Annotated in this window: 15 protein-coding genes and 1 riboswitch; of the genes, 5 read left to right on the top strand and 10 right to left on the bottom strand. The window is 58.3% G+C overall.

Translation table 11 applies throughout. The features are described 5' to 3' along the window. Nucleotides 1–28: 28 nt before the first annotated feature. The 8 genes from H5T67_06700 to H5T67_06665 all read right to left on the bottom strand — a co-directional run bounded on the left by H5T67_06700 (nucleotide 29) and on the right by H5T67_06665 (nucleotide 12,312). On the bottom strand, nucleotides 29–2,068 hold the full coding sequence (locus tag H5T67_06700) for a hypothetical protein (protein ID MBC7245008.1): 2,040 nt from the start codon (nucleotides 2,066–2,068) through the stop codon (nucleotides 29–31). Beyond that, the gene (locus H5T67_06695; GenBank protein MBC7245007.1) at nucleotides 2,068–2,931 is read right to left on the bottom strand and encodes a hypothetical protein; all 864 of its coding nucleotides are present in this window, start codon (nucleotides 2,929–2,931) and stop codon (nucleotides 2,068–2,070) included. The genes H5T67_06700 and H5T67_06695 overlap by 1 nt, the downstream gene beginning before the upstream one ends. Nucleotides 2,932–3,096: 165 nt before the next feature. After that, nucleotides 3,097–3,207, bottom strand: a riboswitch (molybdenum cofactor riboswitch). 371 nt (nucleotides 3,208–3,578) lie between these two features. Next, nucleotides 3,579–5,828: a helicase-associated domain-containing protein gene (locus H5T67_06690; GenBank protein MBC7245006.1), complete on the bottom strand. Its 2,250-nt coding sequence runs from the start codon at nucleotides 5,826–5,828 to the stop codon at nucleotides 3,579–3,581. A 9-nt stretch (nucleotides 5,829–5,837) separates the two neighbouring features. Next, entirely contained in the window at nucleotides 5,838–8,135 is a 2,298-nt protein-coding gene (locus H5T67_06685) for a hypothetical protein (protein MBC7245005.1), read from the bottom strand. 34 nt (nucleotides 8,136–8,169) lie between these two features. After that, entirely contained in the window at nucleotides 8,170–9,954 is a 1,785-nt protein-coding gene (locus tag H5T67_06680) for a DEAD/DEAH box helicase (GenBank protein ID MBC7245004.1), read from the bottom strand. Between the two features lie 282 nt (nucleotides 9,955–10,236). Beyond that, nucleotides 10,237–11,040, bottom strand: a complete 804-nt coding sequence (locus tag H5T67_06675; GenBank protein ID MBC7245003.1) for an ABC transporter permease subunit — start codon at nucleotides 11,038–11,040, stop codon at nucleotides 10,237–10,239. Further along, on the bottom strand, nucleotides 11,030–11,938 hold the full coding sequence (locus H5T67_06670; GenBank protein ID MBC7245002.1) for an ABC transporter ATP-binding protein: 909 nt from the start codon (nucleotides 11,936–11,938) through the stop codon (nucleotides 11,030–11,032). The genes H5T67_06675 and H5T67_06670 overlap by 11 nt, the downstream gene beginning before the upstream one ends. Continuing rightward, on the bottom strand, nucleotides 11,935–12,312 hold the full coding sequence (locus H5T67_06665; GenBank protein MBC7245001.1) for a PAS domain-containing protein: 378 nt from the start codon (nucleotides 12,310–12,312) through the stop codon (nucleotides 11,935–11,937). The genes H5T67_06670 and H5T67_06665 overlap by 4 nt, the downstream gene beginning before the upstream one ends. A gap of 455 nt (nucleotides 12,313–12,767) precedes the next feature. On the opposite strand from H5T67_06665, the gene H5T67_06660 reads away from it, so the two are divergent. Beyond that, nucleotides 12,768–13,982: an MFS transporter gene (locus H5T67_06660; GenBank protein ID MBC7245000.1), complete on the top strand. Its 1,215-nt coding sequence runs from the start codon at nucleotides 12,768–12,770 to the stop codon at nucleotides 13,980–13,982. A gap of 224 nt (nucleotides 13,983–14,206) precedes the next feature. Here the strand turns inward: H5T67_06660 and H5T67_06655 are convergent, their stop codons facing one another. Next, nucleotides 14,207–14,596, bottom strand: a complete 390-nt coding sequence (locus tag H5T67_06655) for a hypothetical protein (protein ID MBC7244999.1) — start codon at nucleotides 14,594–14,596, stop codon at nucleotides 14,207–14,209. A gap of 938 nt (nucleotides 14,597–15,534) precedes the next feature. Between H5T67_06655 and H5T67_06650 the strand changes: the two genes are divergently transcribed. Beyond that, entirely contained in the window at nucleotides 15,535–20,757 is a 5,223-nt protein-coding gene (locus H5T67_06650; GenBank protein ID MBC7244998.1) for a DNRLRE domain-containing protein, read from the top strand. Between the two features lie 92 nt (nucleotides 20,758–20,849). On the opposite strand, the gene H5T67_06645 is transcribed toward H5T67_06650, so the two are convergent. Then, nucleotides 20,850–21,305 carry an Hsp20/alpha crystallin family protein gene (locus tag H5T67_06645; GenBank protein MBC7244997.1) on the bottom strand — a complete coding sequence of 152 codons (456 nt, stop codon included), beginning with the start codon at nucleotides 21,303–21,305 and terminating at the stop codon, nucleotides 20,850–20,852. Nucleotides 21,306–22,227: 922 nt separating this feature from the next. On the opposite strand from H5T67_06645, the gene H5T67_06640 reads away from it, so the two are divergent. From H5T67_06640 to H5T67_06630, 3 genes are all read left to right on the top strand, one after another. Then, nucleotides 22,228–22,926: a zinc metallopeptidase gene (locus H5T67_06640; protein ID MBC7244996.1), complete on the top strand. Its 699-nt coding sequence runs from the start codon at nucleotides 22,228–22,230 to the stop codon at nucleotides 22,924–22,926. A gap of 508 nt (nucleotides 22,927–23,434) precedes the next feature. Beyond that, nucleotides 23,435–23,965, top strand: coding sequence for a hypothetical protein (locus tag H5T67_06635; GenBank protein ID MBC7244995.1), 531 nt, complete (start codon nucleotides 23,435–23,437; stop codon nucleotides 23,963–23,965). Nucleotides 23,966–24,135: 170 nt separating this feature from the next. Beyond that, nucleotides 24,136–26,952: a CHAT domain-containing protein gene (locus H5T67_06630; GenBank protein MBC7244994.1), complete on the top strand. Its 2,817-nt coding sequence runs from the start codon at nucleotides 24,136–24,138 to the stop codon at nucleotides 26,950–26,952. The last annotated feature ends 16 nt before the right edge of the window (nucleotides 26,953–26,968 follow it).

Raw genomic sequence — 26,968 nt, 5'->3', positions numbered from 1 at the left:
TCATGTGCTTCCTCGGGACTAGCCAGACCTAGCGCAGTTTGGCGGCGTACGGTTCGGCGATGTCGTCAATGCCAAGGGCTTTGAGCGTGTCGGCGAGAGGCACGCCCTTGTCCTCGCTCCAGCCTCTGGTCTTCCAGTAAGCGGGCAGGGCTTCATTGAATAACACCTCTGGCTTGCCCTCGTACGCCACACGCCCCTTGCCGATGCCAGTGGGCAGTGGATCGTAGAACCAGCGAGGCGGGAAGAGGTTAAGGTTATCCCATTCTTTCTTCGGGTCCTTGATCCCTTGCGTCGTGAGGTTAAAGATCCTGGCCAGGGCATAGGCGCGGGCGCCGACCTTGGGTACGTCGTCCTCAGTAAAGTCGGTCCAGCCGGTGGCTGCCTGCACCATGGCCGCGATCTTGCCCGCCCAGTTGCCAGCAGCGAAAGAGCATATGACCAAGGAGTTGTGCGTGGCCTGGGTATTCTGCCCGGCAATGGCGGCGGGATAGTCCTTCTTCATGAACCCGGCGCCGCCGCCTCCGGTGTGTTCGCAGGGCCGCTCCACCGTCACGTACTCCAGAGCGTCCTTGTCAAAGCCGCGGACGTCGTGCGCGGGCTGGGTATAGCGATGGCCAGTCATGGAGTAATTCATGATCTCCGGCTTGCCCTTCTTTTCGGCAAAGTACTTGGCCGTCTCGTAGGTGCCCTTGGCCAGCACAGCGCCGATGCCTTCCTTGTGCGCGATCTTCTTGATAATGGCATCCACGGCATGGACATCGCCCCATTTGAGGTTGATGCCATCCAGATCGGCTGGGGTGATGAGGTTGCGCTGGATGAGCTCCATCAGCATAGCCAGCAGCGCGCCACCCTCGATGTAGTCGAGTCCATTGTTGTCATGGAGGAAGGTGGTATACTGGGTCTTGGCGAGGGCTTCCATCAAATCCCAGTGGTCACCCTTCCACTGATCGCTGGGCGTGGTGCCTTCCAGTTCGCAGTAACCCAGGTTGCCGCCAACCATGCCCATGGCCTCCCAGTCGGGCATGTCGGTGATGACGCCGTCCATGAGCGGGTCCTTGCTGGTGATTTCAGTGAGGTACATGCAGTGCAAGGTGCAGCCAGGGCAGGCCATCTGCTTGACAAAGCTAGCGGCATCCATCCACGGCCCTTCCAGTGCTTTGACAACCATCGGATCCGCCCAGGCGCCCCACTGCCAGTTGCGGATGGGGAAGGCATCCTCAGCGTTCGCGCAGCGGGCGCCGATGCCGGCTGTGCCGAAGGAGCGCCAGAAGTAGTTGGTGGCTTCGGAAGCCTGAATCTCTTTGGCCAGTTGCAGGAACTTGCCTTTGTCAGCCAGCATGTGTCCCTTGGTGCCGCGGATGACGATGCCCTTCAGATTCTTGGAGCCAACAATCGCCCCAGCGCCGTAGCGGCCATGGGCGCGCGCACCCTCGGTGATGACGTTGGCGTACCAGACGCCGTTTTCGCCGCCGGGGCCGATGACCCAGGCCGCCGCCAGCCGTTTGGCGCCGATGCCCTTGCGCTTGACCGGGCGCAGCGCTGCCCACTCTGGAGTTAGATCCCGGTCGGTGAGGATACTCTCACGCCACTCGTTGGGCGCTAGCACCGACTTGAGCAGTTCCAATTCCGCCTCTTCGGTGCCCATGCCCCAGATATGGCTGGCATCGCGGATCTCGATGTTGTCGTCTACCACCGCGATGTAGACGGGCTTGTCCGACTTACCCACAACCTGGATGCCGTCCCAGCCAGCAAACTTGAGTTCTGCCGCTGCGCGGCCACCCGACGTCGTGACGGTCATAAAGTTGTACGCGCTCTTGGTGACGATCACGGACCGAGCATTGGGCCCTATGCCGGTCACCGGCCCGATCATGAACTGCACCATGTTCTGTGGGCTGAACGGCTCCACCTTGGGGTCAATAAGGCCTTCCGCGACCATAAAGTAGAGCCCGAGCGCCTCGCCGCCGAGGAATTTCTTGTATACATCAACTGGCGGCTCGACGACTGTTACTTTCTTTGTGGTCAGATCCACACGTGCGATCTTTCCTGTAGCACCCTTTAACTCGGCCATTATACGTCCCTCCTCTCCGCGAACAACTTGGCATAGGTAAGTTCAAAGTACTCTTCTGGCGTTTGTGCCCAATAGCGGCCGTTGGTCTGCAACGGTACGAACAGCAGCGCGCCAGGCTCTGGGCAGACCTCGACGCAGGTGGGCAACCCGCCGCAACGCGTGCAGATTTGCGCCTTCTTCTCGATGGGGTCAAAGGAGATGCCGCTGCCGAACTGGTCCTCGCAGACCTCCAGACAGCGCCCGCAGAGATCAAGGCCAAGGCACAGGTCGCGGTCTACGTTCAGGTAGCCCATGCCGGTGTAGCCGGGCTTGCCCTGCCCTTCGGGCACCACTGAAATCGCTCCCTGTGGGCAAACCTGCTCGCACGGCGCTTTAGTTGAGCCTTCCGCCCACTCAATCAGGCGGCAGTCCTGGCAGACGTTGATGATATCCACGTACTGCGAGCGCATGGGGCGAATGCGGGAGAATTCCAGGTTGACACCCTTGGCGGCTTCCTCCGGGAAGTACTCCGTGGCCCACTTGTCAGCGCAGGCTACCGCGCAGATGAGGCAGCCGGTGCAGATGGCGGGGTTAAAGCGCAGCATGTGCCCAGCCAAAGCTTGCTTCTCGGCTGCGGGCGGTGGAGCCGTGGGGGCAACTGTGGGCGGTGGTGGTGCCGTTGTAGGCGGTGGTGCCGTTGGTGGTGCCACTGTAGGCGGCGCCACGGTCGGTGTGGGCTTGGGCGCGCAGGCAGCCAAAGCCTCCGCCGCTCCCAGCGACACACCCAGCAACGTCACATAGCGCAAGAATTCACGTCGGCTGATCACGCCCTGCCGCAATTGCTCCTGCAGTTCCGAAATTCTGTCCTGCATCTTTTGTGACATTTCTTTCCTCTCCTCCTCCAAATTGATCAAGAAATGTAGCGTCTACGTACGGACGTCCAAAGGGTTCTACTGCCTGCACACCACCTCCTCTCTGAGTGTGAATCTGCAAACGCTGCCCAATTCCCTCCATAAAATTCAAGAAGGAGGCAAATAGCCAATCGCTAACTCGATTGGAATTCGCCTCCTTCGCAAACACGGCAGGCACAGGAATTGCTCCCCGTACCCTAACGCCCGTTCCTCCCAGGGGGAGGAGACAGGTCGGAGGCTGTGACCCCTACGACACAGCACTTCTCTTAAGCCATCTCCCAGGTACACTGTCAGGAGAATGCCTCAGGCGCGCTCAGCGCGAACTCGGTTGCACTATGATTTTTGAATTTGCAAGATAATTATAGCACATTTCGATTGATTTGTCAAGAGGCCGCTGCGCTTGCTAGGGGATGACAAGCCCCTTTCAGGGGCTTTGTTCGTAGTGAGCGCTTTAGCGCGCACTACGAACCCAACAGGAAAGGCGGCTAGAAAAGCCGTCCTAACTCTTCATGCTCCAGGCGGACAACAATCCGCCGTCATCCCTGGTTCAGCGCAGAGCACGCTGAGGATGCAGAGACGCATAAGTTTTTCTCCGCGTGCTCTGCGGTGAAAATCGGGGTTTATGCTACCTCTATCCCGCGCTCGCGCAGCAGACGGTGCAAGTGCTCCAGATTTTCGGTGCGCACTTCCAACAGGCATCCACGTGTGTCGGCGGCAAAGCGCGACAAAAGCGGCGCCAGTTCCTCATCGGCGAGCAGTTCTTCCGCTGTAGCGGCATCCTTCACCTCTAATAGCACTGTCTTTTGCAACGCCGCTTTGCCATAGTAGCGACCCCAAGCCTTGATGCGCCGTTGCAATTGTGCCGGCAGTGGCCCATGCTGCAGAGCGGCCAAGCGCTTCAGATACTCGTGCACGCTCATGCCAGAAGCCAGCGCCCGCGTCACTGATGACTCGGTCACGTAGAAACGTCCATCCCGCTGCTCCGCCAAATCCTGCAACAACTTCTCCAGCAGCAAGTCAGGGCCGGCATGGACAGGGCGCAACTCCCCTTCGGGAGTGGCCTGCACGCGCCCAAGACAGGAATCCTGCTCTGTGCTCAAAGCGGGCAGCATTCCGCGCTGAAGGAGCAGTTCGCGCAAGGCTACCGCACGTCCCCTTTTCACCAATGCTACGGTAGGCGTCAGGCGCCGCTCCAGATGCGTCTGCACGGCAGAGTCGTTCCACAGTGCATCGAGCGCTTCCGGGTTGGCCGTTTGGCAGAGCGCGACCGTGTGGTGAAAGATAATGCGTTCGTGTTGCTCGCTCCATTCCTGCAGCGTGCGCAGGACGTTCTGCGGCAATGGGGCATGCGTTTGCTCCTCGAGGAAGGCGATAATCTGCGGCACGGACAGGCCATACCTTTGCCCGCGATAGACCGTCTCGCGCGAGAGCACATAGGCAAAGGCGCTGCGATCCACCTTCACGCGGTCGGCAAACATCTCCAATCTGGCCAGAATCACCTCCGGGACTGGCCCCAAGGCAAAGACCTCGAAATTGGGCTGCACGATCACCTTGGTCTCAGCTGGTGGAGCCTCTGCTGCCTTTTTGGGGGCAATGCCCAATACGCGTGCGCCACTGGCATTCACGCGAAAAGCCAGCAGGCGGTTTCCGTCCGCTGAGATGTCCACCAATCCCAGCCAGTGCAATGGCCCGCTCAATGCCCCACCGACAAACGCCGCTTCGACCTTGGCAAACCAGCGATCCTGCTCCATCTCGTGATTGACATCCTGGTAGTAACGTCCTCTGGCAGGCAACTCCCGCGACTTGAAGAGCAGCCGCGGCGTAGTGATGGCCAAGCGGCTTAGGAAGCGATCCGCAGAGAGCCAGGTTTCAACCGGCACATGCCGCAGTTGCTCCAGCAAGAGACCGCGTGCGCGTGGCAAGTCAATGTCAAAAGCAGACACTCCCAGATGCGTCAGTTCGCTCCATTGGGTCAAGCGCTGCCATGCCTCAAGACAGGCGCGCACGCGTTCCTCGATGGGCTTTTCCCAGAATTCGGGCACCTGGCTTGGCTCACCGGAGGCACGCACTTGCTCCCGTTCGCAGAGCAACAGCCCCAGTTCCTGCAACAGCATACGCAGAAAGTAGAGGTGGGGCGCTTCGCTCTCGTTATTCGCGCTTTCCAGCGCATGGTTCGGAAAGAGCAACTGCTCGTTGATGCTGCGCAACGCCCGTTTTTGGAGCAATCCAGCCTGGGTCAGAGGCAACGGTTTGGCGCGCACGATGCTCCAATAGAGGAACAACTCCCTTTGTGCGAGCGCTGTGTCGGTCTCTTCTACTGGAGCAGGCAGGCTACCCCGGCCCCACTCCAGCGAAGGCAATTCGGGACGGGGCAAATACTGGCGCAGGGGTTTCGGCACGATCAGGCGTTGCCCTGGAGCAAAGCCCAGTTTGGCGTTCAGCGGCCACAGCAACTCAGCGTTGCTGCTGAACACTAGCCCGCGTAAGGTCAAACGAGCGATGACATCCTCAAAATAATCCCCGTTGCATGCATAGGGATCGTTGATGTTGCTCTTTTGCCACCCTTTGGAAAGGGGCTGCGCTTGCACAATGCCCTCGCGCTGCAGTTCTTCGCGCAAGGACACTGTGTCCGCTTCGCCACCGTGCAGCAGCAAACGATCCAGGACAGCCCGTTCCAGAGGGCGAAGGGCAGCCAGCACCTGCGCGATGCGCTCCGGCGTGAAAAGCCACTTGCAAAGTGCCTCAATCAACTCGCGCTTGCGCAATTTATGCCCTTGCGCATCCACCGTGTCAATGTGGTTGAACTCGGCGATGCGTGCCAATGCCTCGTAGTGATAGCCATCCAAGATTTCGTGGAGCATGTGAGCCATGCGTTGCTCTCACCTCATCTCTTTCGGCGTATACCCTTTGGTGGTGAATGCCTGCAGCAGTTCATCCACAGCATCCTCCGCCACGAGCACCAGGCGCGGTGACAGCTTGGCCACGATGTATTCCCGCAACGGAGTGCTTGCCTCCAGTTCCAGCAGGGCGATATCGTCGCCCAGTTCCAGCAGTGCAAATCCTTCGTAGAGCCGCACCTGGCCATACCGCGCCCACCATTCAGCCAGTGCCTCGCGCAAGGAAGCAGGGAAAGGCACGGGCATGACTTTTTCCCAGGTACCAAGCAGGTCATCCAGCAACTCACCACGCTCGAAAGTGGCGTATGCTGTGCGCATATCCAACCGATAGACAAAGCGGGTCGGCGTTGCCTCTTCCAAACGCGCGATGCGCCCCAACAATGTGTGCGCCTGTGGCGGTACAGTTCCAGGATGCACCACGATGGCCAGGTTTGCCTCGTCTATCGTGACTGGCTCGCCCAAGGGCAATTCCTCTGGGGCGGGGCTGGGACGGTTCCACATCCAATCCGCCAGTCCGTGCATGCGCACCGCGACCAACTCGCCGTCTTTTCTGCTCAGTTCGACAAAGCCCAGCCAGAATAGCGGGCCTGTCAGTAGGGCGCGCAAGAAGCCGCCTTGGGCTGCGCGCCAATCCTGCTCATTCTCCGTCTTCAGTTCGCGTTTGTCCCCACGCCAGGACAGTCCCCACAGGTTCTGAAGCCAGGTCTGCCTCTGTATGTCCAGAATGGCTGAGAAATGGGGCCACAACAAGCGCAATGCCGCTTCCATATCCGCCAGCAAGCACCAGCCTTCTTCTCCTGCCGTCGCCAGAAAGCGTAGCAATATATGGCGCATGCGGAGCAGTTGGAAGCGAAACTGCTCGTAGGTGAAGAATGGGATAGGCCTGCGCCATAACGTCAGACGGCGGTCAGCGCGCAGCAGCATGTCCAGTTCGCTCCATCTCTGCATGGACAGATAGGTCTGCAGGATCCATGCATATTGTCGGTGCTTGGGGTTGGATAGAAAATCGTTCATCAATGCAGGACGAGCAAGCAGGTATCCCTTTTCCCCGCTGACCAGTTCCAAATCGCATAGCAAGTGGCACAAAAACTCCACTTCCTCGACATCGCCACCCGTCAGGGGTGCGAGTTCCGACAGAACTGCATCGTCTAACAAGCGAACTGAGGCAGGCACGGACATTCCATACTGCAGGGAGTTCATCCACTCGCGGTTTTTCCCCAGCCTGATCTCCGCTTCCTCTGGTTCGTAGGGCCAATTCCCCAAAGCCGGCGTGTGATGCTTGCGGGATGGGGGTTTAGGAGGGGAAGGCAAAGTAAGTGGCTGCTGAGCGATGCGCTCCCACACTGCGTACAGGAGATGCACGATGTCATCGCGCTTTTGAGACTGTATCTGATCGGTTGGCGCTTGCGCTATCTGCGCACACCAACCCAACAAGGGTGGTACATGCCGTTGCACTTCCCATGGAAATAGGTAACGCAGCGAGCCATCAGGTGAGTTGTGCCAGCGGAGCAATAGCCCCCAGCGCGCCAGATCGGACAGCAGCCCTGCCGCCTCCACAGGCTTGAGCACTGGACCTGCTGCGCCGCGCAGCGCGGTGATGGCTTGTGCCAGGGTCGTGGGGGCAATGCCGTTGCCCTCTTCCACCACAAAAGCCGCACGCAACGCCTCGCGCAGCGCATCCGGCAAGGAAGTCACGGCGCGAGCGATCTCGGTGGGGTTGACAAGCAAGGGAGCCAGTGCCGTGCGGTAGTCCGCCTTGGTGCTGCCCTTGATCCGCCACTCCCGCAGGCGAGCGATCTCGCGCAGTTCGTTGAGCGAGAGCTGCTCGATCAGGTCTGACAGGATGGACTTGGTTTCTCGGGCAGCACCGCCTTCGTCAGCCTGCCACCAAGGCTGTTCGCTCAAGGGTGAAGCTTCCTGAGGTGGAGCGGGCGCTACAGCAGGCTGGGACACGGTTGTCTCCTCTTCTTCTACCACTTGGAAAGACTCTGGTCGGTGGACCCACTGCAGCAAGACCGCACCGATGTGCTTGCAGACGGCGGTTTCGGCAAAGGGGCAGGTGCAAGACGCCAAAATCATGCCCTCGCGCGCCTCAACGCGCACGGAGTACAGTTCCGTACCCTGTACTTCTGCCTCCAACACAGCACCGATGCGCCGGGGATTCAGCACGCGGTGATCGCGATAATACGCGTAGGCACGCTCGTAAATCTTGCCAAAGAGCATGTCTGCGATCCGAACTTCATCTAGGGCATACAGATTATCCAAATCAGAGGTCTTCATCTGGCTGTTTCTTCTCTATCTAAACCTGACAGGTCTAGTTCCCTCCCGGGCCTGCCATCAGAGCTTTGGGACGTGCCGGACGGGGCTGGAGTGCGAGCACGGTTGGTTGCCATTGCGGTATTTCGTCCTCGTAGAGGATCTCATAGCGATAGCCCTGCTCGGTCAAGAACAGTTGCCGTTTGGCGGCATAGTCCTGATCGCGCGTATCGCGCGTGACCAAGGCGTAGAAGTGAGCCAGCAGGCCATGGCGCTTGGGACGCAGGATGCGCCCCAGACGCTGTGCTTCCTCCTGCCGCGAGCCAAAGGTGCCGGAAATCTGAATGGCGACGTTGGCATCGGGCAGGTCTATGGCAAAGTTGCCCACCTTGGAGACAATCAGGCATTTGATCTCGCCCCGCCGGAAGGCGTCGTACAGTTTCTCTCGCTCGCGCACAGTGGTCTTGCCTGTGATCAACGGATAGCCGTAGCGATCGGCTACCTCCTGCAGTTGCTCCAGGTACATGCCGATGATGAGTACGCTGTCATCCTTATGTTTGGATAGCAACTGGTCGAGAACGAGCAATTTGCGCGGATTCTCTGCCGCCACGCGGTACTTGTCACGGTCATCGGCCAGCGCGTAGAGCAGGCGCTGGTCATCTGGGAGCGGGATGCGCACTTCGTGGCACTCGGCGGTGGCGATCCAGCCCTGGCGCTCCAGGTCTTTCCACGGGGCGTCGTACTTCTTTGGGCCAATGAGCGAAAAGACGTCCGTCTCGCGTCCATCCTCGCGCACAAGCGTCGCGGTCAGTCCTAGGCGCCGCCGTGCCTGGATTTCGGCTGTGATGCGAAACACCGGTGCGGGCAGCAGGTGCACCTCGTCGTAGATGATCAGACCCCAATCTTCCTCGTTGAACAGGGCAAAGTGCGGGAACTCGTCCTCTGTTTTCTTGCCCTTGACTCGCTGCCGGGGGTGGTAGGTCATGATTTGGTAGGTGCTGATGGTCACCGGGCGCACCTGCTTGCGCAGTCCTGTGTACTCCCCTATGGCATCTTCGGGCAGGTCTGTTTTGTCCAGCAGTTCGCTGATCCACTGCCGCGCGGCAACGGTGTTGGTGGTAAGGATGAGGGTTGCGCACTGCAGTTTCTCCATTACCGCCATGCCAACCATGGTCTTGCCTGCTCCACAGGGTAGCACAATGACCCCGCTGCCGCCTTGTGGCCCCCCTCCAGCGTAGAAGGCGCCTGCGGCGTCCAGTTGATAAGGGCGAAGGACAAAAGGCTCTCCGCTGCGCGTAACCTGGCGCAGGGAGAAATGCAATGGCGCACCCTCCACATAGCCAGCCAGGTCCTCGGCAGGGTAGCCAATCCAGACCAGTGCCTGCTTAATGTGACCCCGACGGAGAGGATCCACCATGAGGCGGAAGGGGTTGACCTGCTTCAGGATATAAGGCTGGAGGCGCTTGTGGCGAGCCAACTCCGTCATCAAAGCAGCATCGTGCGATTCCAGGAACAACTTCGTATCCTCGCGGATGAGCCGCACACGGCCATAGCGCGAGATATAGTCCACGATGTCCACGCGCACATTGTCGGGCACGGGGTACTTGCTGTACGCATTCAATGCGTCGAGGATGGTGTCGGCGGTCATGCCCGCCGCGGCTGCGTTCCACAGTGACAATGGGGTGATGCGATAGGTATGGACGTATTCAGGACTTTTCTCCAGCTCGGCAAAGCGCGCCAAGTGATCGCGTGCTTCCTCGTAGAGGGGGTTGTCCACCTCCAACAGCACGGTTTTGTCGCTCTGCACGATGATGGGTTTGCCCGAAGTGCTGCTCGTGCTCAATCTTGCCTCTGCTCTTTCCTCATGCTTGATATACGGGATGGGTCAGAATATTATAGTGAAATGTTTTGTTCAAGTCAAATTTTCTGAGGATGTTGTCCGCCTGGAGCGTGAAGGGGTAGGGCGGCTTTTCTAGCCGCCTCTTTCTGCTCGACGTGGGCAACAGCCCACGCCAGGGAACGGCGGGCTGTTGTCCGCCTGGAGCGTGAAGGGGTAGAGACGGCTTTTCTAGCCGCCCCTTTCCTGTTGGGTTCGTAGTGTGCGCTTCAGCGCGCTCGCTTGGCTTTACACGCCCACATCCCGCCAATGGAAGGCGACCAGAGCCACCACGGCCAGCATGACCGTCACCCCGACTAGAACCGCGGCGTGACCGACGTCGAGTCCGTTGCTCAGCGGGTCAGCGCCGATGTAGTAGTAGAAGAGGGACAGCTTGCGATATGGCTTGAGCGTGTCCGTGAGGGGCGCCAGCGAATTGAGGAAGTAAGCTGCCACTGCCAATGCGCTGGTCACGCCTGCGCTCAGCCCACGCCTACCACGAATGCTGCCCAGAGCCAGGGCCAACGTGCCGAAAGTCAGGCTCAGGAGCCATAGGCTCACAAAGGCCTGTGCCAGGTATGCAAAGTTGATCTCCAGCTCGACAAACTGCACGCTCGCCAACACCCCAAGCCAGACGACCCCTACCAAAGCGCCGCTCAGGACAAGCAACGCAGCCCATTTTTCCAGCACCACGCGCCAGCGCGGGATGGGGTTGGCCAGCAGCAAATCCAAAGTGCCCCGCTCCTCTTCCCCGGCAATGGCCGCACTGCCAAAGCCAATGGTGAAGATGAGGAGCAACATGGGCATCGTGAAAAAGAACATTTCTGTGTTGAGATAGCCCTCTGGTGAGGTAAAGTCGGTTAGCTCACCCATGAAAGTGGCTCTCAGCGCCGGAGGCAACTGTTGGATGTACTCGTTCACGAAAGCGCCTCGATCGCGGAAGCCAGGGTAGAACCAGATAAGATACATGACCAGGATCAGTAGACCCAGCACCCACCAAAACATGGCCTTACGCTGATCGCGCAGATTCTTCACGAACACGTTACGCAACATCGCGCCCCTCCCCAGTGTTGTAGTACGCCAGGAAGATCTCCTCCAGGCTTGGCTCCTGGCTGATAACGTTGATGACCTCGAACTGTGCCGCGGCTTTGATGAGCGCATCCACGCTCCCTTTAATGGTACAACGCACTACATTGTCCGTCACGTGCAGATCGTGAACCCCACTCAATTGGGAGAAATGATAGGACGCAACTGGTTCGGCAAAGTGAATCTCCAATCGGCGCAGAGCGCGTGTTTTCAATGTGGCAATTTCCTCCACTGCGATGAGCTTCCCCCTGCGGATGATGCCCACGCGGTCGCAGATGCGTTCCACTTCAGGCAAGATATGCGAGGAAAGGAACACCGTTCGCCCTTCCTTTCTGGCTTCCGCTACTAGGCGGTAGAATTCCTGTTGCACCAGCGGGTCCAATCCCAGCGTTGGCTCGTCCAGGATGAGCAACTCTGGTTTGTGCATGAATGCCTGGATAAGACCGAGCTTTTGCTTATTGCCGTGCGAGAGGATGCGGATGGGCTGTGACAGGTCTGACCCTAGCCGCTCGGACAACTCCTCCACAAAGCGCCATTTCACACCGCCACGCAGGTATCCCATATAGCGGAGGAATTCGGCGCCGGTCAAGTTATTGTACAGCGCCAGTTCGCCGGGCAGGTAGCCCACAAGGCGGCGGATCTCACGACTACCCCGTCGTGTGTCCAGTCCGAAGATGGTAGCATGACCGCGCGTCGGGCGGATGAAATCCAGCAGAGTGCGGATGGTGGTCGTTTTGCCCGCCCCATTGGGGCCAAGGTAGCCAAACACTTCTCCTTGCTGAATCTCAAAACTGAGATCAATGATGCCACGTCGCCGCCCATAGAACTTGGTCAGGTTTTCCGTGTGTATGACGATGTCGTTCATGAAACCTCCTTTGCCTGTGACCTCTGTGCTGAAACGTCGCGGATGAAATGGGGTACTTGAGCAGGAATCTCAAAGGACAATTCCACAAGTCCGCGGTACCGTCCGTTTTCATACCAGGGGGACTGGTAGATGAGCTTGTGCACGCCGCCTTTCTCGATGGTATAGATGTTCGTGGATTGCGTTTCCATCAAGCGCTTGAGTTTGGTGCGCGCTGGCTCCGGATGGCAATCGAGCAAATTGGTCCCGATCAATTTCCGGCCGCCTTCTTTGGCAAAAACCTGTGCAGCGCGATCGTTCATCTCCAGGATGATGCCTTGGTCATCGCAAACGGTGATGGCAGCTGGGAATTCCTCGATCCAGCGATGGCTTGTCATGTTGCACCTCCAGGGGGATTATAAAGCGCTGATTCAAAACAAGCAAAGCAGTCCGTAGGGCGGCTTTGCTAGCCATCCTTGCTCGGCATGGGCAACAGCCCACGCCACGAGAAGCCCCTGAAGGGGCTTGTCATTTTTAGCCAGGGATTTCAATCCCTGGCGCCGATGAGCGCTGTAGGGGCGCAATTGAATTACGCCCCCCTACTCGGCGTGGGCAACAGCCCACGCAAAAAGCCCCTCTCCTACAGCGTAGGAGAGGGGCTGGGGGTGAGGCAATCCAAGCGCTGAAGCGCTCACTACAAACCCGCCAGGGGACGGCGGACTGTTGTCCGCCTAGAGCAAACCCTGCCGTTTGTGGTGGCTCGCAATGATGGTTAGATTCGTGGTTTGGAAAGTGCACTATTTTGCCCTAGAATAGCCTCGTTATCACGCTGGCACAAGGACGAAGAAAAAACATGGCAGAAGAGTCATCGCAGCTCAATTGGCGACGCAACTTGTACGTGGTGTGGTTGGCCGAAGTACTGGCACTCATGGGCTTTGATGCGGCACTACCCTTTTTACCCTATTATGTGCAAGAGTTGGGCATCACAGGGCCTGGGCAGGTGGAACTGTGGACTGGCTTGCTCTATTCGGCGAATGCCATCTCCATGGGCATCATGGGGCCCATCTGGGGTTCGCTGTCCGACCGCCTGGGGCGGAAACTGATGCTGCAGCGCGCCATGTTCGGCGGTGCTTTGGTCCTTGGGGCGATGGCTTTTGTGCGCAATGTCCACCAGCTTCTCGTGCTGCGCGTCTTGCAGGGTGCGGTAACAGGCACGGTGGCGGCATCCTTCACCTTGGTGGCTGCCGGCACGCCAGGTGCCATGCGCGCGTTCGCTTTGGGCATGCTGCAGATGGGCGTTTACTTGGGAGAATCGCTCGGCCCAGCGGTGGGCGGATTTGTAGCAGATATCTGGGGCTACCGGGCATGTTTCCTCATCACGGGGGTCTTACTGGGGGCAGGTGGACTGCTGGTAGCGGTGATGGTGCGCGAAGTACGAGCGAGCCTGAAGAAGGAGGGGGATTCGTTCCTGGAAGGGCTGCGTCAAGTGTTATGCTCGCCTGGGGTGCTCTCTGTGTTTGGCATGCGTCTATTGATTTCTTCCTCTTTACGTGCGGTGAGCCCCATGCTGCCCTTGTTCGTGCAATCCTTGGTGCCCGCAGAGGCAAAGATCGCCTCGACGGTGGGAGTGATCAACAGCATCTACATGGCAACTACAGCGGTCGGTTCCGTTATTGCGGGGCGCTATGGCACACGCATTGGGACGCGGAGGCTATTGCTGGTTTGCCTGGTCACGAATGCCCTTTGTTGTGCCCTGCAGGGCTTTTCCAACAGCCCAATGCAGTTGCTGCTGCTGAGAGCTGTGGAAGGTTTTGCCGTTGGAGCCATCCTGGTAGCGCTGAGCACCGCTTTGGCTGATGCTGCGCCGGATGGACGCCATGGTGCGGTCTTTGGGCTACAATCCAGCGTCGTATCGCTGGCTAGTGCCATTGGCCCAACTCTGGGCGCAGCCGCTGCGGCTTCCTGGGGATTGCGCATGCCGTTCGGGGTAGCGACGCTTGGCTTCCTACTAGCCATCGCTACTATGATGGCAGTAGGAAGGCACGGCAGAGCAAAGGAAGGCGGCTAGCAAAGCCGCCCGTAATACCTGCTTCAGGCGGACAACAGTCCGCCGTCCCCTGGCGCGGGTTTGTAGTGAGCGCTTCAGCGCTTGGATTGCCTCACCCCCGGCCCCCTCTCCTACGCTGTAGGAGAGGGGCTTTTTGCGTGGGCTATTGCCCACGCCGAGCCATCTGTCATTGCGCACTGCCGCAGCAAGGGAAGGCTACTATACTCTCTTCGGCTTGGCCACGCTCAGCTTTCTCGTGCGGGCACGTTCCCTGAGCCAGGCTCGGAGAAGTCACAGTATCCATTGTTATTGCTATCCCGATAGCGCGCGCATCGCCCGGGGTAGGGATCGTTGACCCTCCCGACTGGGCATGCCACAAAGACTATCTGCTCCGTTGTTGGAGTGGCCGTGGGCATAGCACCCTGGCTTGCGCCGGCGCTCTGCTGTACTGCGGGCGTGGCCGTGGCCAATGTGAACTGTGTATCGGCTGGAACTTTAGCGTCAGAGGGCGTTTCGTTGTTCGTCACTGGACGACATCCGGTCAGCAGCACGCCAACTGCCGCTATGGTCAAACCACCTAGACGCAGGAATTCCCTGCGTGTAATTGTTTTGTTCTTCATATCATTGCTTGTCATGTCAAATCTCCCTTGATGAGTAATCGTTGAGCATTGCATGGGACAGCATACACCAGAGCATTTCGATTAAGACGCCAAGAGGCAGCCGAGCTAAGGTGCCGCTCGACCGCCCCTTAGAGCTGAGGACTCCCCAGCTCAGTAAGGAGGAGGGTCTGTAGGGTAGCTGGTCAGACTCCCTTACAGACTGGTGCATATAGTTCCCAGCGACACTGTTTGCTGCTCGCCACTGGGAGCGCTGGTGAAGGCATACTGGGTTTTCCTTCCCTTTCTGCTCTTTTCATTTGATGGCGGGGGCTACACTCTAGCGACAAGCTCCCAGTTTCATCTTTGGAAACCTGTCCCCCTGTTTTCGCATATAGGATACCGCCAAGATGTGGAGTCGCGATGGAGATAATGTAGAAAAATTGTGCAGTTTTGGTCCGAATTCGTAGCGAGCGCTTCAGCGCTAGGTTCGCGGTAAGCGCTGAAGCGCTCAATGACAAGTCCCATGCAGGGGCTTCTCATCTTCAGCCAGGGAATTCATTCCCCGGCCGTGCCCTGCAATCCCTGCTTCAGGCGGACAACACAGTCCGCCGTCCCCTGGGCGGGTTTGTAGTGAGCGCTTCAGCGCTTGGATTGCCTCACCCCCGGCCACCCTCTCCTACGCTGTAGGAGAGGGGCTTTTTGCGTGGGCTGTTGCCCACGCTGAGCAGCAATACCAGGTATTGGAAATCCCTGGTTGCTTCTCGCCATTCATTGCGAACCTGACAGTTCTCCCAGGCCTGTCAGATTTAGATTGTTGCATTCTTTTCATCTAATTGGTATGTATTTTTCATGCACTTTTCATCTTGGTATGCTATAGATATGGATAGGAAAGTGGCTGAATGGGGGGATAAGAAGCAGGCACAGTTGCTATAGATATTGCCTGTGCTGCTCAATTGCTGAAGGAGGCAAGTTCCATGAAAAGGCTAATAGTGCTCTTCATTATCTTCGCTCTGCTGCTCGTCGCCTCTTTGCTGGTGGGTATCCCGGTCATGGCCCAGGGACCGACCATCCTCGAGGTCAGCGCACCAAAGCAACTCACTATGGACGCACACTACGAGCGCAACCCTAGCGTCTTCAGAGCCTATGATGGCACTTTCTGGCTCTTCTTTGTACGGGCGAATTCCGCCACCCCGCACGTGCGGCCAGGGTACGATCCTGACAGCGATAGTTACGATATTTACTACATGACTTCGACCGATCAGGGCAATACCTGGTCCACTCCCACCAAGATACCACGGGCCTCAACCAACCAGCGTAGTGTGGCCGCCTTTCAGGATGGCATAGGCAATATCTGGGTGTTCGTCAGCGGCTTTGGGGGTTCGGACAAAAAGATCCGCTATTACAAATATTCCGCTGGCACCTGGAGTGGCCCAACCTTGGTTTCCAATACCATGCTCGCCAACCATATTGACGCGCTCGTGGCCCGTGATGGCAAAATCTGGATATTCTTCGAGGCAACAGATTCTTCCTGTGACGCCATCTACTCTGCTAACGGCGGTCTGACCTGGTCTTCGCGCATCCACGTGGCAGGGCCTTACGGTGGAGTGCCTAGAGCAATACAGGCAAGCAATGGCATGTTCAACGTGGTGTATACCAACGCCGACAAGATTTGGCTCACTACTTCTTCCACCGGCATGGCCGGCACATGGTCCACGCCCGTGCAGATAGTAGATGGCGGGGCTAGCCCCAATTTCGACTACGATCCTGTCCTCTATCAGGTGGGCGGAAGTTACGGGTTGTTCTGGGCACCGTGGAGCGATCCAGGGGCTGGAGGAACAGATCGCCAACAAATCAGGGTCATCACTTCTCTCGATGGCAGCGTTTGGTCAGTTCCGCGCCGCATTACCAGTGGGGGCTACAAGTCCACGGTCTGGTGGGACATGTGGCCGGATGCCCTGGTAGATGGCTCCACCGTGTACCTTTTCTATGGCTCGGAGAAGAATGGCAGTGCCAGAGGCGATGGCAATATCTTCATGTTCAAGGTTACTTGGGATCTCAGCCGCGACCACTTCGAGGCTATCCAACCAGCCATAGATGCCGCCGCTAGCCCGGACATCGTCAACGTAGCGCCAGGCATGTATGCCGAGAACCTCCTGGTGAACAAAGCGGTGATCTTGAACGGGCCGAACGCCGGCATCAACCCCAACACGAGCAGCCGTGGGCCTGAAGCCGTGCTTGTCCCGGAGGTCAACAACACCGCCAATGGCATTATCGTAGATGTGGTGAGCAGCACGGTCACCATAGACGGATTCACCATTGACGGCGACAACCCCAACCTCAGCGGGGGCATTTCCCTGAATGGCATAGATGCCAATGCCCGTTCCGGCATCGAGAACAACTCCACACTCGTGAGCAATATCACCATACGCAACAATATCCTCAAGAACCTCATCCGTGGCATTTGTCTCAGTGGCTTGGATGTCGGGTCATCCGGCAACTATATCCAGAACAACCTATTGGACAACATGCCCTCTTCCTCGCCCTTGGGACGCGCCATCCTCATGCCAGACAGTTTCTACGCTGAGGTCTCCGGCAATGTGCTGACCCGCGTTTACGTGGGCATTCAGGTGGATGATGTGAGCGTGGCCGGCTCACCAGCGCTCATCCGCAACAACCGCATCCAGTCCTATCGCCTTGGCATCTGGCTCCATGACCACTATGGCAGCGCTTCGCCCTTCACCGTGCGCGATAACGAGCTGACCACCGTCCTTGGCGCCGCGAACAACACCGGTTTGTGGCTGACTTCCATCCGCGACACAGCCAGCATAACTGCGCTCGACAACAACATCAGCGGTGCCTATGCCGGCATCGAAGCTTGGTACATCGCCACTACGGGCGGAGTGACGATCACCGGTGGCACGCTGGAGGGCAACAACTTTGGGGTATGGTTGCACAACTACAGTGTCCAGAGCGAAGTCTCCGGAGATGCACCGGCAGCCAGTCAGCTCCTGGTGAGCGGTACGACCATCCGCAATTCGGGCACTGCGGGAGTGCGGGTGCACGATCATGCCTCGGGTACGAAAAACGTTACGCTGAACCTGCGAGGTGGGGCAGTTGTTCAAGGCAGCCCCTATGGTGCCTTGGTGCAGGGCTCGCAGGCCTCGCTCGACGCCCGCGAATGCACCTTCGCAGGCAATACCACAGGAATTGACATAACTAACGGATCGGCCACCATCAGGAACAGTTTTGTCACGGGCAACAATGCCGGCGTGCTCCTGCATTCGGGCACAGCCCACGTGAATTTGAACAACCTGGCAGGCAACAGCGGGCTGGCAGTGAACCATCTCCTGGGCACGCTGACGGATGCCTCCGGCAACTGGTGGGGCAGTAACGAACAGATGGATGTGGCAAACAAGGCAGGCACCAGCGTGGATTATACACCCTGGCTGGATTCGGGCACGGATATAGACCCTGCGCCTGGCTTTCAGGGAGATTTCTCCGTGCTGTACGTGGATGACAACAGTCCGCAAACCGGTGGCACTGGACGTATCACAGAGGGCGTGAATCTAGTCTCGGGCAGTATCGTGTATGTGTTGCCCGGAACGTATGGCGAAACGCTCACTTTCGCCGCTGGGTTCGACAAGAACAACGTAACCGTCCTCGGCGATGCAACAAGCCGTCCCATTGTCACCGGCGGAGTGCGCATGGCGATGAACAGCTCCATCAGTGGCCTCACGTTGCAAAATCTCTATCTCAAAGGCGATGGCGGCTCCAATAAGGTCATCAACTGCACCAACACTGGCGCCAACAACAACTTTACTCTGGACAATTGCGTCATTGATGGGGAGAATGTGGCCGATCGGCATGGCCTGGCCGGGAGGCGCTTTGGAGACAACCTGACCATCACCAACAACGAGTTCAAGAATCTCCTGGGTTGGGCTGTGCTGGACGTGAACTTTGGCTTTGGCGCAAGCGAAGAGGGGGATTTGCCTCTGAACATCGTTACCTTTGGCGATAACTATGTGCACAATTGCGATGGTCTCGTCGCACTGCGCGGACGTGCTGCAGCCAAGACCAGAGCGGTAAGCATCTACGGCAATCGCTTTGCCTACATCCGCAACAACAATGTCCCATTTGGCACCTGGGCAGCGTTGATTGTGAACTATGCGCTCGACCTGAATGTGTACAACAACAGGATTCAGCACGTTTCCCGCCGTGACGCCATCGGAGGACGAGCGGATGCCATGAAGCTCTGGAAGAACGACAGCGTGGATATCTACGGCAACATCATCACCGGCAACTACGCAGGGATCTATTTCCCAGGAGGGACTTATGCTGGCAGCCTGGCTGGGGTCGAAATCCACGGCAATGTGCTCTGCGGAAACAGCCAATTTGAACTGCGTGCCGAGTCCGATAACGTTGGTACTGCTGATGCCGAAGGCAACTGGTGGGGCACGAACAGCCCAGGATCTGGGGAAGTGCAGGGCCCCGTGGACTATACCCCCTATATTACCTGGAGCATCAGTGCTGATCCCCCGGAGGTAGTGCCTACTACCGGCACTTCCAATATTGTGCTCACCTACAATTATGCCGCCGGCTACACCGTTCCCGATGGCCATGTGATAGATTGGAGCACCTCGCTCGGCAGCGTCAGCCCCATCACTTCGACCACTCTCAATGGTGTGGCGAGCACGGTGCTCACCGGCAGTGGGAGCACGGGCTTGGCGACGGTCACCGCCAACGATTCGTGCCATTCCATCCAGACACAGGTCCAGTTCCGCAATCCAACGCGCACGCCAACCGCTACGGCCACTACGACGGCAACCAACACGCCCACGCCAACCCATACCGGTACTCCGACAGACACGCCTACGCCAACGCAAACGCCTACGCAGACGCCCACGCCAACGCAAACGTTCACGCCTGCCCCCATCACGACCGTCGTCATTCAGAGGGGCACGCTGGGCAACAGCGAGGACACGACCATAGAACAGTACAACCCGAACAACAACTATTGTCTGGATGGTGTTGTGCGCATTGGCTACGGGCAGCAGTTCTCCATCCTGATGCGCTTCGACCTCGCTCCCCATGTTCCGCCGGGTGCCAATATCATCTCAGCCAGGTTGGAAGTCTTTACTGTGGGCTGGAGTGGCAGTGGTTCGACCTTGGTGATAGGGCCCTATGCCGTGCTGCGTGGGGTGAACATGTGTCAGGCCACTTGGAACCAAGCCCAGACGGGTGTGCCTTGGGGACAGCCAGGTTGCAACGACACCGTTACCGACCGCCGTCCCAATCCTGAGACTACCTTGGTTGTGGATGGCTTCAACCGTTGGTACAGTTTTGACATCACCAGTTTGGTGCAGCAGTGGGTCAATGGTGCGTTGGTGAACAATGGCGTGTTGCTGCGCGCTTCGGATGGGAGGTATTCCTTCTATTTCGCCAGCGCTGAGCACGGCACAACTAGCATACGACCCAGGCTTGTGGTGGTGTACGGGGATATTGGCGCACCATCCACGGCCACGCCCACTCCCACGCAAACTCCTATACCTACTCAGACGCTCACGCCTACTCCGACGCCCACGGGCATAGTCATCACTCCGACGCCCACGGCCACGCCAACCATTACCGCTACGCCTGGTGGAGTAACCCAGATCACGATCCAGAAGGGCACCTTTGGGGATAGCGAAGATACCTATATCTACATGTATGCGCCGGACACCAACTACTACAACGCTATTGATCTCAAGGTGGGTTGGAAGCAATTGTACGCGGCGGTTCTGCGCTTTGATCTGTCGCCCATTCCCGGGGGCGCCACTATTGACTCTGCCAGGCTCGAACTCTATGCCAGTGCGTGGAGTGGCGCGGACGCAACCATTGGCGTGTACGCTATCTTGCGCAATGTGACTCTGAGCCAACTCACCTGGAACGTGGCACAGGCAGGCAATCCGTGGGCACTGCCTGGCTGCAATAACACGCTCACCGATCGGCGTCCGAATCCGGAGAGCACCGTCACTACCAGTGGTCCGCACAAATGGTATTCCTTCGACGTGACCAGTCTCGTGCAGCAGTGGGTGAATGGCAGCCTACCCAACAATGGCGTGCTGTTGCGCGCGGATTACGCCACTAGTTCGTTCCACTTTGCCAGCAACGAAAACACCCTCTACGGCCATCCTAGGTTGGTCGTCAACTACCACTGAGCGTGTTGGACAGCGCACACTGCCCAAAAACAAGAGCCCATCCGCCACTCAGCGGATGGGCTCTTTGCTGTTTTGCAATCCAGTTGCGGGGGTTACTTGGCCACCTTGACCTTGATCATCTTTGGCTTGGCTTCCTCAGCCTTGGGGATGGTCAGATGCAGGACACCGTTCTTGAATGTAGCATCGGCCTTGTCAGACTTCACCAAGGTGGGCAGAGTGATCGTGCGCTCAAAAGGCCCATACCACAGTTCGTTGGCGTACCAGCACCAATCCTTGCTTTCCTCGCGCTCCGCATCGCTGGCAAATCGCCCGCGGATGGTGAGCGTATCACCGGTGACGGAAATATCCAGGTCGTCAGGCTCCAGACCAGGGACGCGCGCCACTACGTGCACGGCATCCTTATCTTCCCAGACATTGACCGGCAGTTCTACGCTTTCGCCGTAACGAGCGAAACGCCAGGGATGGACAAAGCTCTCCTCAAACAGGCGATCCATAGCCTCGCGCAAACTGAGCATATCCTCAAATGGTCGCCATCTTACGACAGACATAACACACCTCCTTTTCGGAATAGTTCCCAATTCTGCCTTCAGTCTAGCACGTCTGTGTTAGACGAATACTAGCAGTACATTAGAACTCTATTAGAACTGCTGCGTCTTCTGCCATATCTGCTCAGGCGGGTTTGTAGTGAGCGCTTCAGCGCTTGGATTGCCTCACCCCCGGCCCCCTCTCCTACGCTGTAGGAGAGGGGCTTTTTGCGCGGGCTGTTGCCCACGCCGCGCAGGGGATGACAAGCCCCTGTAAGGGGCTTCTCACATTTAGCCGGGGAATTCCTTCCCCGGCCATGTCCTGCAATCCCTGCTTCAGGCGGACAACAATCCGCCGTCCCCTGGCGGGTTTGTAGTGAGCGCTTCAGCGCTTGGATTGCCTCACCCCCGGCCCCCTCTCCTACGCTGTAGGAGAGGGGCTTTTTGCGCGGGCTGTTGCCCACGCCGCGCAGGGATGCGCTGCACTTATCACTCATCAGAGCACCCTCGCAATGACGATCTATTACATCAAACCCGACAGTCTCCCAGACCTATCGGGTTTGTGCGCTGTTTTCTAACGAAAATCTAACACTCCTCATGCATCTTTCTAATGAAAATGTGCTATAATATACACGATTAGATAGAACGTAAGCAGAAGTCACGACCTATGAACCCGATTTGTGCGAATTGTGGCATCGAAATCACTTGGCAACCAACTATCGTGGATGGTCGCGCCTATTGTTGCGCAGGCTGTGCTCTTGGCGGACCCTGCACCTGCGATTATTCCAACTTGCCTCGAATTGGCGAGTGTCGTGCTATCATGCGCTGCACATCAGTGATCATCTTGCCTCCTCATGTTGAAGATGGGGATCGTGGCGAGACGGGACAGAGGTGCGAATCCACTAGTACTGATTGAATGGGTAAATGATGAAAGAAGGAGTAGAACATGTTTTTCTGGGATCCAATGTATCTGGTCTTTGCGTTGCCGGCGCTTCTGCTGGGCATGTGGGCGCAGATGCGCGTGCAGAGCGCTTATAACCGCTACCTGCGCGTGGCCAATGCGCGTGGACTGACCGGCTTGCAAGCTGCCGAGTACCTGCTGCGTGCGCAGGGTCTGGGGCATGTGTCCGTCGAGGGCACGCCCGGGCAATTGACCGACCACTATGATCCACGTAGCAAGACGCTGCGCCTGTCGCGGGAGGTGGCTTACGGGCGCTCCCTAGCCGGGCTGAGCATCGTCGCCCATGAAGTGGGTCATGCCGTGCAGGACCATACCAACTATGGTCCGCTCAAACTGCGTTCGGGCATCGTGCCCATGGTTCAAGTCAGCGCCTATCTCGGTCCCATCCTCTTTGTCATTGGCTTGGTGATGCAGTCCATGGGACTGGCCTGGCTGGGTGTGCTTCTCTTCTCGGCCAGCGCAGTCTTTGCCGTGTTGACCCTGCCGGTGGAGAAGAATGCTAGCCAACGTGCCCTGCAGATGCTGACCACTAACGGACTGATTGTGCGTGGGGAAGAAGAAACAGGCGCCCGAGCGGTTCTGGATGCAGCCGCGCTGACCTACGTCGCAGCGCTGGCGCAGGTCATATCCACGCTCCTCTACTACGTCTTCCTGCTCGGCGGCATGTCCCGTCGCCGCGATTAGCGCATAACAGAGCCATCAACGAATACAGAACGAATAAACGAATGACCACGCTTAGCGCATTCGTTTATTCGTGTTTTCATTCGTTGATGGCTTTTTCTCCAGTACCGTAGGGCGGCTTTTCTAGACGCCTTTCCTGTTGGGTTCGTAGTGCGCGCTTCAGCGCGCTAGCGTGGTCAGGGAATGACGCCTTTCCTGTTGGGTTCGTAGTGCGCGCTTCAGCGCGCTAGCGTGGCCAGGAAAGACCTGTAAGGTATGGACCTTTTCATACCTCACCCCAACCCCACTCCTGCAGCGTAGGAAAAGGGCTTTTGGTGCTTGTCGTGAGCATTTTGCCATCTTTCATCATTCGCGCAATTCCCTTGCCCCTCATCTTTTGCACTTTGAGCGTCTTGCGCTATAATACGCTATAATCTCGCTCATGGGCAGCCCATCCTTGACCAATACTGTGCTCATCCAGCCCAGTTAGTGCATCCTGGCTATCCCATAGGCCAATGATAGAAAGAGCGCAATGCAAGAGCCTTCCGCACTAGATGAACGACACTGGTATGCCGTGCATACCAAGCCACACAAAGAACATGCTGTACAGGAGTTCCTCCTGAGCCGTGGGATCGACACTTACCTGCCCTTGCTCAAAGGGGGCAGCCCGTACAATAGGCGCAACCAACGGGGAAAGCCCTTTTTCTCTTGCTATCTCTTTGCCTGCGTGAACCTGAACGAGATCTCCCTCTCCTCCTTGAACTGGGCGCCTGGCGTCAACCGCGTGGTCAGTTTCGGCGGACAGCCGGCGGTGGTGCCAGATGTGGTGGTGGGCTGGCTGAGGCAGCGTCTAGCGCAGATAGACGCCCGTGACTACTACCAGGGCTTGCCCTTGCAACCCGGCGATCGCCTGCGCGTCACCAAAGGTCCGCTCAAGGATTTGGAGGCGATCTTCGATCGGCGCCTGTCATCTGGAGAGCGGGCACGCGTGTTCATCGAATTACTGGGACGGCTCACCGTCTGCGAGATGGAATTGAATCACCTACAACGGGTGGACAAGTAGTTACTGGCGCATTCGGTCTGGCCACTTATCTATATCGGACACATCCCGTCGCCCGTGGAGCGACCGCGCGGCAATGGCGGAGCCTGCCTGAGTGACGGTGGAGAGCGGGTGGCGGGGTTGTCGCGAGTGTACTCTCGCGGAACAGCGAGCAAGGGAAGGAGAACGGGACGATGGATGAGCCTATCGCAACCGAGCTAGCGAGCCTGGAGTTGACCCTCGAACAGCAGCCAGACGGTCGTTTCGCCGTGACCGCCAATGGCATAACTTCTCATTCTCTGGATTTGGCGGAGTTAGTCCTCCAGCCTGATCAGTTCGACCAGTTCTGGCGCGATCCTCGCTGCTATGGCAGGCGCCTTTTTGCTGCCCTATTTCCGGCCGACTCCCCTGCCGGCAATGCTCTGGCGCATCTGCCCAAGGCTTCCGATACAGGAGGCTCCCTGATCTTGGTCAGCCAGAATCTGCAGGCGCAGGCCATCCTTTGGGAGTACCTGCACGATGGGGATGACTTCCTGGCTGTGAAGTACCACTTGGTGCGAGGCATTCCACCGCAGTGCAGGCATGGCTGCGGCAGCGAAATGTCCGCCGAAGCCCTCTATTTGGTGGTGGTCCCCGCTGATCCCCTCCTCTACGAAGGACGTCCGGTGGTGGGATTGAACGTGCGGCGCGAACTGGAGCACTTGGAAGAGGCGCTGCGCAAGGCTGCTGCCCCCTACCATGCTACGATCCTCGCCCCGCCAACGCTGGATGCCCTGCACAAAGCCCTGGCGCCCCGCGAACGACAGACCATCGTCCACTTCATCGGACATGGCGAGTCCACCAAGGAAGGCGCGCTGCTCCTCTTCGAAGATGAAACTGGTGCCGGACGGGTAGTCACGGCCAAGGAAATGATAGGTCCCGTAAGGGGGCGAGTTTTTCTGGTCTTCCTCAACGCTTGTCAATCGGCCATGACTGTGGAGACGCCGCTGTCCAACCTGGCCTACAGCCTGGTCATGGAGGGGGTGCCTTATGCGTTGGGCATGCAATGCAACATGTTCGATGTGGCGGCAGTGCGCCTATCCGAATTTTTCTACGCCTATCTTGCCCAGGGTCACCCGGTGGAAGAGGCGCTGCGTCACGCCCGGTTAGCGCTGCAGCGGGATGACCAATTGGCCAATGTGCGCTGGAGCGAGGGCACTTCCATAGACCTGCGCCCGGTCGCTCTGGGCATCGCCGTGCTCTACACCAGCCTGCAGCGCGGGCTGAGCCGCTTTCGTCTCAGCCCAGGCGAGGCACGCATCGAGAAGGTCCAGCCAACGATGCACTTCGATGCTCCGCTGACTGAAGCACCCTTCTTCCGGGGACGCCAGCAGGAATTGGTTGTGCTGGGGCAGCGCCTGAGGGATGGCGCAACGGTCATCACCTTGGCTGGCACCGCCGGCATTGGCAAATCTGTCCTCGCCTGCCGCGCTGCGCAGCGCTTCGCCTGGCGCTTCCCACACGGTGCACTGGGACTCTCTCTGGAAACCCTGCCGCCCAGAGAGCAAGTGCTGTCCCGCCTGGGACGCTGGCTGCTGGGTCAGGCTTTCGATCAAATCCCGCCCGAGGAGCAGGAGCACCGCGTGGCGGACGCGTTCAAAGGCGAAGCGCGGCTCCTGTTGCTGGACAATTACGAGACCCTGCTGGATGGGCTTGAATCCAAGGAGGAAGAAAGGCGGAGAACGGCTCGTGGATTGGCGCAGTTCTTCCAGAAGTTGGTGGGAGGGAAGGGCGTATTGCTGATCACCACCCGCGGCGAGCGTCCCACAGGTTTGCCCGGCGAGAGGCAGCCGCTGGAAGTGCCGGGGCTCGACCTGGTCGCTGCACTGCGCCTTTTCCGCGACTATGCCGGCGCACGGTGGCAGGATGCGCACGAGCAAGTCCTGATTATGCTTCAGGAAATGCAAAAGAAGGGATGCTCCCTCGACCACCTGCCTCCGCTCCTGGAAAACGAGCCCTTGGTGCAACTCATGCGCCAGTTGGAGGGCCATCCCCTGGCCATCGAACTCTTTGCCCGCGATTATGCCACCAGGATGGACAGCCTAACGGAGGCAGTGCGGGAATGGCGCCAACGCCTGCGCGAGGCACGGCACCGTTCCCGCGGCGAGGACGAGCGCCATGTCACCTTGGCTGCTTGTTTCGAGCACTCCTTCCGCGGATTGGCCCAAGAAGAGACGCGGAAGAGTCAGGAACTCTTGCCCCAATTGACCGTTTTCAGCGCACCGTTCCTGCCCCAATGGGTCGAGGCAGTCCTTTCCGTCCCCGAGGTCGAGGAGCCTCTGCACCTGCTCTACCGCAAGGGCTTTCTGCGCTGTCACGAGGTGGGCGATGCGCTGCGCTTCTATTCCTTCCACCCCATGGCGCGTTGGTTCGCCGAGGAAAAAGCAGGAGGCATAGACCTTGTCGCCTTGCAGCAGAACCTGGGGCAGGCCTATCGGAACTTTGCTCGTCAGGCATACGAAAGATTTGACCCGACGTACTCTAGGATAACACGTGTAATCCTGCCAGACCTGCAGCGCGCAGTGGGTTTTCTCCCCGCGCCAGAGCGCAGCAATATGGCTTTCCATTTGGGCTGGCTGCTGCGTACCTTCGGCGACCTGGATGGGGCGATGCGCCTGTACCAGGAGTCGCTGGCCATCGACGAGCAACTGGGCGACCAACGGGGCAAGAGCGCCACGCTGCATGGGATGGCCTATATTTACCGTGTGCGCGGCGACCTGGATGGGGCGATGCGCCTGTACCAGGAGGCCAAGGAGATATGCGAGCAACTGGGCGACCAGCGGGGCAAGAGCGCCACGCTGCATGATATGGCCTATATTTACGGTGTGCGCGGCGACCTGGATGGGGCGATGCGCCTGTACCAGGAGTCGCTGGCCATCAAGGAGCAACTGGGCGACCAGCGGGGCAAGAGCGCCACGCTGCATGAGATGGCCTATATTTACTGTGTGCGCGGACTCATGGAAGTGAAGTAGCGCCTGTAACAGGAGT

The organism is Chloroflexota bacterium, from assembly GCA_014360905.1.
Classification (GTDB): Bacteria; Chloroflexota; Anaerolineae; order UBA2200; family UBA2200; genus JACIWX01.
This window is presented reverse-complemented; position numbering and strand designations above follow the sequence as displayed.

Coding starts and splice junctions, on each gene's coding strand:
- H5T67_06700 (MBC7245008.1), bottom strand. CDS start 2,068: ATGGCCGAGTTAAAGGGTGCTACAGGAAAGATCGCACGTGTGGATCTG.
- H5T67_06695 (MBC7245007.1), bottom strand. CDS start 2,931: ATGTCACAAAAGATGCAGGACAGAATTTCGGAACTGCAGGAGCAATTG.
- H5T67_06690 (MBC7245006.1), bottom strand. CDS start 5,828: ATGGCTCACATGCTCCACGAAATCTTGGATGGCTATCACTACGAGGCA.
- H5T67_06685 (MBC7245005.1), bottom strand. CDS start 8,135: ATGAAGACCTCTGATTTGGATAATCTGTATGCCCTAGATGAAGTTCGG.
- H5T67_06675 (MBC7245003.1), bottom strand. CDS start 11,040: ATGTTGCGTAACGTGTTCGTGAAGAATCTGCGCGATCAGCGTAAGGCC.
- H5T67_06670 (MBC7245002.1), bottom strand. CDS start 11,938: ATGAACGACATCGTCATACACACGGAAAACCTGACCAAGTTCTATGGG.
- H5T67_06665 (MBC7245001.1), bottom strand. CDS start 12,312: ATGACAAGCCATCGCTGGATCGAGGAATTCCCAGCTGCCATCACCGTT.
- H5T67_06660 (MBC7245000.1), top strand. CDS start 12,768: ATGGCAGAAGAGTCATCGCAGCTCAATTGGCGACGCAACTTGTACGTG.
- H5T67_06655 (MBC7244999.1), bottom strand. CDS start 14,596: ATGACAAGCAATGATATGAAGAACAAAACAATTACACGCAGGGAATTC.
- H5T67_06650 (MBC7244998.1), top strand. CDS start 15,535: ATGAAAAGGCTAATAGTGCTCTTCATTATCTTCGCTCTGCTGCTCGTC.
- H5T67_06645 (MBC7244997.1), bottom strand. CDS start 21,305: ATGTCTGTCGTAAGATGGCGACCATTTGAGGATATGCTCAGTTTGCGC.
- H5T67_06640 (MBC7244996.1), top strand. CDS start 22,228: ATGTTTTTCTGGGATCCAATGTATCTGGTCTTTGCGTTGCCGGCGCTT.
- H5T67_06635 (MBC7244995.1), top strand. CDS start 23,435: ATGCAAGAGCCTTCCGCACTAGATGAACGACACTGGTATGCCGTGCAT.
- H5T67_06630 (MBC7244994.1), top strand. CDS start 24,136: ATGGATGAGCCTATCGCAACCGAGCTAGCGAGCCTGGAGTTGACCCTC.